Below are 7,265 nucleotides of genomic sequence, written 5' to 3' on the forward strand. Positions count from 1 at the left end.
CGATTCGAAGGCTTCTTTGAGCTTGGTCTGACCTTGCCCGGAGGTAGTGGCGGTTGCATGGGCCGGTGTGCCGCGGCACGTTCCCCGACCCCGGCGGCACGATGAGGATGGAGGACCTGTGTCTCTGCGTACGCGACAGTCGACCCGCACGCGATGGACCCTGGCGTTGGCCGCCGGGTCGGCGGCGCTGCTCATGGTGGCCGGTTGCGGCTCGGATGGCGAGGGTGGGTCCAGCGACCCCGGCCAGGCCCCCACCGGTGCGCCGGAGGGGGCTTCGGCATATCTCGGCTGTCTGCGCGACCAGGGCATCGACATCTCGAACACGCTCCCTTCGGGGCGTCCCACCGGCTTCCCGTCCGGGCGTCCCAGTGGGTTCCCCTCCGGCGGCCCTGGCGGGTTCCCGTCCGGGCGTCCCAGTGGGTTCCCTTCCGGCGGGCCCGGCGGCGGACGGATGGATGGCTTCCGCCCCCAAGGGGTGGACGACGCGACCTGGCAGATGGCACAGGAGGCCTGCGCGTCACAGCGGCCCACCGGCGGTCCGGGAGGCAATGGCCCCGGCGGCCCGGGAGGCGGCAACCGTGAGGCCGATACCGCCTACCGCAACTGTCTCGCCGACCGAGGTGTCGATCTTCGGGCCAACCCGGCAACAACCGATCCCAAGGTCGCAGAGGCCGTGCAGGCGTGCGACGTGCTCCGCCCCAGCGCCACTGCCACGCCGTAGGGCGAAAGTCGACGGAAGCAGCGGGCGGCGGTGTGCCTCCATCGCACACCGCCGCCCACAGAGTTCTGCGTCTCGTCGCCCGACTACCGCGTCACCCGCTGGTGATGACGCTGTCGGTGGCGAGGTGCTCGGTGCGTTGCCGGACGAGGGTCTTCAGTTGTTCGACGTCCGCAGCAGTCTTCTGCTGGTCGTACCCCGTGACCGTGGACAGGACCTTGGTGATGGTCTCGACGGCGTTCGACGCGGTGCCGTCCGCGTAGAACTTGCGATAGAGCTCGCGGTACGCGTTCTCGTACACCGGCTTGAAGGCGGCGCTGGCGAGGAAGCGTTCCTTGAGCTTGTTGCCGCCGAGGCCGTTCGGCCGACCCTGCGCACCGGCGGCGTCGCCACCCGGACGCGGCATGCCCTCCGGTGGCTGCATGCCCTCGGGCAGCTGCATGCCCTCCGGTAGCTGCATCCCCTCCGGTAGCTGCATCCCCTCGGGTAGGGCGCCTCCCCCCGGCGGGAAACGGCCGCCCATTCGACTTGGGTCGTGCGGGCCCTGGGTAGCGTCGCCGGTGAGGGTGAGGTTGTAGTCCCAGCCGACGACTGTGAACTTCTTGGTGCCCAGGTCGTACCACAGGTAGTAGTTGCGGCCGGGCCCGGCCATGTCGTCGAAGTTGAGCAGCAGGTTCTGCACGGCCAAGTAGCGGGCGAGGGCCTGCACGTCGACGTGGTCGTCCAGGTGGGCGTCGAAGTCCGCGTTGCTGCTGGTGTTGACCCACCTGATCAGGTTGATGACGGGCTGGAGGTCCTGGCTGCCCTTCATCGTGATCTGCTTGAAGTCGTCGGCGTAGCTGGTCGGGTCGTCGCCCTGGTCGGTGAACTGCCCGGTGGCCAAGCTCTTGTACAGCACACCATCGCCGCCCAGCGTGTCGGCGAAGCCGTCGTCCGGGTGCTCGACGATGAGACGGGCGGTGGTGGGCCGGTCGTTGACGGTGAAACTGGAGTACGCGTACCGCTGGGCGGGCTCGGCGGCGGCGGCCAACACGTGTAGCGACACCGCCTCGTTGAGGACCGTGGAGCCGCCACCCATGCCGGCGACCCGCACGGCGACCTCGCGGTGGCCCTGATAGCGGCGGCCCTCGACGAACTCGTCGAAGCGGATCAGCCACGGCAGGCTCTCCGGCTCCTCGGCCTTCAGCGACGCCCGGGCGAACCCGCCCGGCCCCGCGCCGCCCCGCGCCATGCCTTCCGGCGCACCCGCTGGCACACCACCTGCGGGACCACCAGGACCGAATCCCCGCTGCCGGGCTTCGCCGTTACGGGTCAGCCCGGCGAGGGTGGAGTTGCCCTTCAACCGGATACCGACGCTGGGAATGCGCGTGCCGTCGACCGTCAGGTCGGCCTCAAGGAAGCTCTTCTCGTTGTCCTCCCAGAATTCGTCGAGCAGCCGCTGGTAGCCCTCGTCGTGGAAGGTCACCGTGATCCGGTGCGCCACGGTGGCGTCGAACAGGTCCGTCGTCCCGGCGATGTTCTGGGTGACCTGATCCGCGGAGGTGGCGCTGCTGGTCACCAGGGGCGTGACCCGCACGGTGCTGAACACCACCGCGCAGACGACGATGAACACCGCGCAGGCGGCAAGCAGCTTCCAGTAGTGGCGCACCCGCACCGGAATCCGGTGCGCCAGCCGCCGCCGTACGGCAGCGGGCGGGGGTGCCGCCGACGGTGGTGATGGTGGTGCCATCACAGGTCCGTCTGGTCGTAGCCGGTCAGCACGGTCACCCGCTGCCCGCCGGTCCGCTCGCCGAGGGCCGCGATGAGGTCGCCAGGTCCGTGGCCCTTCTTGAGCCGGACGGTGTACATCATCTCGGTCAGGGCGCCACCGCGGATCGACTCCATGCTGACCAGCTCGAACTCACTCGTGTGTGCGATGAGGATGTCCTGGATGTTCGCGGTGTAGTCGCCGTCCGGCGGAACCTGAACCTTCACCACCTGCCGCTGGATGCTGGAGGCGAACCAGTTGAATCGGTACATCACCAGGATGATGAGACTGATCGCCACGGCGGCGACGATCGCCAGGGTGTAGAACCTGGTGCCGGCGGCCATGCCGACACCCATCACCAGGAAGATGAAGCCGACGTCGCGGGTCTCCTTGATGGCGTTGCGGAACCGCACCACGGACAGCGCCCCGACGAGGGCGAACGCGCGGGCGATGTTCGACCCGACCACCAGCATGATCAGCGCGATGAGCATGCCGAGGATGACGAGGGTCTGCACGTAGGACTGGCTGTAGGAGACGTTGCGGTGGGTGAATCGGTAGACCCAGCCGATCATGGCGCTGAGCACGAACGACAGCGACAGCGCGATCGCGATGTCGCCGACGCTGAACGTGCCGGACAGGTCCTGGACGTCGAATGGCATGGGGGTCAGGCCTCACTTCGGGCAGCAGCCGGCACGGGGGCACCGGCGGGGTCGTCATCGGAAACATGGAAAATCGATCGGGGTACGCGGCCGAACGCCTCGACGCTCTGGCAGTACTTCGAAATCCGCACCACCGACATGTCCAGCTCGGCCGCGAGGTCGGTGAGCCAGTACGGGACCCGCTCGTTCGCCTTCAGCTCCACGACCGCGAGTCGAGGCGGAACGATGAGCCGGTTTTCGGCGTCGGCGCCGAGGTGGAAGTCGCGGTCGCGGCCACGAACCCGCTGGTCGACGGTGACCCGGAGACCGGCCTCTGCGCCGCGACCGACGAACGCCTCCCGCTGATAGCCAGTCATCGCTACCGGGCGCAGGTCCAGCCGACAGAGCAGATCCAGGACCTCCTCGAGGAACGCCCGCTGGCCCGGCTCGTGGGCGACCATCTCCCGGCGGTCGCACAGGTCGCGAGCGAGGTGGTACGGCAACGCGACTCGGCGCTTCTGAGTAACCCGGTTCACCCGCTGCTTGATCTCGACGAACACCGTGCTGTCGTCGTTGACGGTCGACCGGTCGCCGTAGTGCCGCACCCGCAACTTGCGTCGAAATCGCAAGCCCTCGATCTTCTCCCAGTAGAACCGAAGGTCGCGGGTGTCGTAGTAGACGCTCCAGACGCCGTAGCCGCCGCCGACACCGTGACTGTCGGTGTCGAGCCGGTTGGCGAGTGCCCTACGCAGCACGGGTACGGCCGTGCTCGGCATCAGATACTTGATCTCGTAGCGATTGAAGGCGTGCAGCCTGCTCGGTGCCCGCAGCGCATGACCGACGTGATCGTCGCTCCGGCCGGGGGCCTGGTTGCCGGAGGGTTTCGAACGGTTGGAGTCTGGCGGTTCATCGCCACCGGGGCGGTCCGGCGGCACGGCACGTCGTCGGAACGGCAGTCGCATCCTCGTAGCCCATCTGATCACGGTTGGGACGAAGGGGACGTAACCAGGTGAACCTCAAAGCGGCCTTTGAACCACGTAAGAACTGGAAGTGAACGCCGGGTGTACGACGGGTTGACGAGCGAACTTCCCGGCCCGGACGCTCAGGTCGAAGCCCATTCGTGGACGGCATAGACGGCCTTCGGTGGTCGGGCGATAGGCTGCGGCCGGCGTCCGAGTGACCTAAGGGGAACGGGTGATAGGCGGAACGGTTCGCGCGGTGGTCGCAGTCTGCGGACCTCTGGCGTGAGCGGGGGCTTGCGTCCGGGTGACCCGGCACGCCTCGGTGGGTACGAGGTGCTCGACCGACTCGGCGACGGGGGCATGGGCAGTGTCTTCCTGGCCCGCTCGCCGCAAGGCCGGCGGGTGGCGGTCAAGGTCGTCCGTGCGGAGCTCTCGCATGACGAGGAGTTCCGAGGTCGGTTCCGTAGTGAGGTGAACCGCGCTCGCGAGGTTCCACCGTTCTGCACAGCCGAGGTCCTGGACGCCGACCCGGACCATGACCCGCCGTACCTGGTGGTCGAGTACGTCGAGGGCCCCAGTTTGGCCCAGGTAGTCCGGGAACAGGGGCCGCTGGGGGCGGCGCGACTGCACAGCATCGCGGTCGGGGTGGCCACCGCGCTCACCGCCATCCACGGCGCTGGGGTGATCCACCGCGACCTGAAGCCGGCGAACGTCCTGGTCGCGCCGGGCGGGATCAAGGTCATCGACTTCGGCATCGCCCGAGCGTTCGAGGCGACGAGCCAACACACCCGGACCAACCAGATGGTCGGGACTGTCTCGTACATGGCTCCGGAGCGGTTCGACACGGAGTCCGGCCGTCCGGTGGGCCCAGCCGCGGACATCTTCGCCTGGGGTGCCCTGGTCGCGCACGCCGCGACCGGCCGCAATCCGTTCGGGGGCGACTCCGCTACCGCCATCGCGATGCGCATCCTCACCCAACCGCCGGACCTGACCGGGCTCGGCGGGCCGTTGCGGGAGTTGGTCTCCCGGGCGTTGGAGAAGGATCCCGCTGCCCGGCCCACCGCCCGGGAGTTGCTCGACGGGTTGTTGGCCGCAGCGCATTCCGGGGGTTCTGGCGGGCAGGCCCAACTCCTGGACGGGTCGCCGAGTCTGGCCACGGCTGGTCGCGCAGGCTCGCGCCGGCGCCGCTGGCTCACCGCGTTGGCGGCGACCGCCGCGATGATCGCGGTGTTGGTGCCGGCCTTCCTGTTCGGCCCGAAACTGCTGGATCGCCAGTCCAAACCTGACCCGGCCGGCTCGACGGCGACCGGCAGCCCGGCACCGAGCGGGCCGGCGGTCACCGCGTCCGCGTCCACATCGGGTAAGCCGACCGCGTCACCATCGGCCAGCGTGGACCCGACCCGGGCCATCCTCGCCGGTCAGCGGCGAATCCTGGTGCACTTGGTGGAGATCGACCGCGACCTGTCGCTGCCGTCTTACGGCGAGGTCGAGGTCGGCAACGGAACCGGCAAGGATGCGCTTTTCGTGCTTGAACCCATCGGTGTCGATTACATGATCAAATCCGTGAACCCGGACATCGCCCACCGACCGTGCCTCGGCGTCAAGGTCGATTCGGAGGGGTACGGGTCGCTTGTGGGAACCGACTGTCGGCCGACCAAGGCAACTCTGTTCGGGTTGTCCCGCGAGGGCAAGGACGACAAGGGGCGCACCTCCTACGCCATCGTCAACGACGAACACGGCGTGGTGCAGTGGAGCCCCACCAAGAGGGAAATCTACGTCGAGTTTCTCGGTGACGCTCCGATCGACACCACGTTCAGCCTGGTCGACCGAGGCGCGGTCTGACTCTGGCGTCGCAGCCACGGGCGATGGGCAACCATCGATGTTAACGCGCTCGCGGCACCTCCTCAAGGGCCCGGCTGCGGTCTACGCCGGGATCTGGGGCGGTGCCTGCGGGAAGTCGGTGGAAAGCGTTTTACGTCAAGATCTGCGGCCGCTGCCAGCCGGATGTTCCCAGCACGTTACGTCTTGACGAACGCCATGTTATCGCTCACAGTCGATGCCTAAGGGACGACGACACCTTGGCTTTCCGGGCAAGCCCTGCCTCGTCGATCTCGAATCAGGCGTGCGCTAGGGCATGCCAGGCGTCTTGTTAACGCTAACGGTCCGACGCCTGTGCTCGGCCACGCGTCGCGGTGCGCCCATCTTCGGGCAGGCCGTTCGGCTCTTGGTCACTGGAGGAGGATCATGTCTGCCCTCGATAGGTCTTCATCGATTGCATCGCCGTCGCGGCGGCGTTGGTGGTTGCCCCGCGTTCTCGCCGCCAGCGCGGCGGCGGTGATGGTTGGTGGTGCCGCCATAGCGGTGGTGTCGACACCCGCCGCTGCGGCGACGGTCGACACGAGCGCGTGGTACGTGTTGGTCAACCGCAACAGCGGCAAGGCCTTGGACGTGTACAACCTGGCTACGAATGACGGTGCCCGGATCACGCAGTGGGCCCGCAACAACGGCAACCAGCAGCAGTGGCAGTTCGTCGATTCCGGTGGTGGCTATTACCGGGTGAAGTCGCGGCTGTCCAGCAAGGTGCTGGACGTCTCCGGCTTCTCGACCGCCAACGGCACCAGCATCGTGCAGTGGAGCGACAACAACGGCACGAACCAGCAGTTCCGGTTGGCCGACTCGGACAGCGGCTACGTCCGGTTGATCAACCGGAACAGCAACAAGGCGGTGGAGGTGCAGGGGGCCTCGACCGCCGACGGTGGAAACATCGTGCAGTACGACGACTGGGGCGGCGCCAACCAGCAGTGGCAGTTCGTCCGCGTCGATGGCGGGGGCAACCCCACCACCCCGCCGCCGACGACGCCGCCGCCGGGCGGAACGTGTGACCTTCCGTCGACGTACCGGTGGTCGTCGACGGGCGTGTTGGCGAACCCAAGGTCTGGGTGGGTGTCGCTGAAGGACTTCACTGTCGCCCCGTACAACGGCCAGCAGCTGGTGTACGCGACTACCCACGACTTCGGCTCGTCGTGGGGGTCGATGAACTTCGGGCTCTTCTCGAACTACTCACAGATGGGCTCGGCCAGTCAGAACGCGATGAACTCGGGGACCGTCGCGCCGTCGTTGTTCTACTTCGCGCCGCGCAACATCTGGGTGCTCGCCTACCAGTGGGGTGGGCCGGCGTTCTCCTACCGGACCTCGACCGA

At 67.9% G+C, this 7,265-nt stretch carries 5 protein-coding genes; 2 read left to right on the forward strand and 3 right to left on the reverse strand.

What is annotated here, in order from left to right; genetic code table 11:
• Positions 1-812: 812 nt before the first annotated feature.
• From IF46_RS0108885 to IF46_RS0108895, 3 genes are read right to left on the reverse strand one after another with little or no spacing between them, the layout of a single operon-like run.
• Positions 813-2,447, reverse strand: coding sequence for a CotH kinase family protein (locus IF46_RS0108885; RefSeq protein ID WP_051723763.1), 1,635 nt, complete (start codon positions 2,445-2,447; stop codon positions 813-815).
• On the reverse strand, positions 2,447-3,124 hold the full coding sequence (locus IF46_RS0108890) for a DUF4956 domain-containing protein (protein ID WP_030487813.1): 678 nt from the start codon (positions 3,122-3,124) through the stop codon (positions 2,447-2,449). The genes IF46_RS0108885 and IF46_RS0108890 overlap by 1 nt, the downstream gene beginning before the upstream one ends.
• A 5-nt stretch (positions 3,125-3,129) precedes the next feature.
• Positions 3,130-4,065, reverse strand: a complete 936-nt coding sequence (locus IF46_RS0108895) for a polyphosphate polymerase domain-containing protein (protein WP_030487814.1) — start codon at positions 4,063-4,065, stop codon at positions 3,130-3,132.
• Positions 4,066-4,347: 282 nt separating this feature from the next.
• Here IF46_RS0108895 and IF46_RS32365 point away from each other — a divergent pair, with 282 nt between their 5' ends.
• Together IF46_RS32365 and IF46_RS0108905 are read left to right on the forward strand one after the other, a co-directional pair.
• Positions 4,348-5,907 (forward strand): serine/threonine protein kinase, encoded by a 1,560-nt coding sequence (locus IF46_RS32365; protein ID WP_036391420.1) that lies wholly within the window; start codon positions 4,348-4,350, stop codon positions 5,905-5,907.
• A gap of 402 nt (positions 5,908-6,309) precedes the next feature.
• On the forward strand, positions 6,310-7,265 hold a 956-nt coding region (locus IF46_RS0108905; RefSeq protein ID WP_036391481.1), incomplete at its 3' end, for a non-reducing end alpha-L-arabinofuranosidase family hydrolase.

Origin of the sequence: Micromonospora chokoriensis (assembly GCF_000718555.1) — a bacterium.
Taxonomy (GTDB): domain Bacteria; phylum Actinomycetota; class Actinomycetes; order Mycobacteriales; family Micromonosporaceae; genus Micromonospora; species Micromonospora chokoriensis_B.

Excerpts from the sequence above, each read along its gene's own strand:
- IF46_RS0108890 (WP_030487813.1), bottom strand. The coding sequence starts at position 3,124 with ATGCCATTCGACGTCCAGGACCTGTCCGGCACGTTCAGCGTCGGCGAC.
- IF46_RS0108885 (WP_051723763.1), bottom strand. The coding sequence starts at position 2,447 with ATGGCACCACCATCACCACCGTCGGCGGCACCCCCGCCCGCTGCCGTA.
- IF46_RS0108895 (WP_030487814.1), bottom strand. The coding sequence starts at position 4,065 with ATGCGACTGCCGTTCCGACGACGTGCCGTGCCGCCGGACCGCCCCGGT.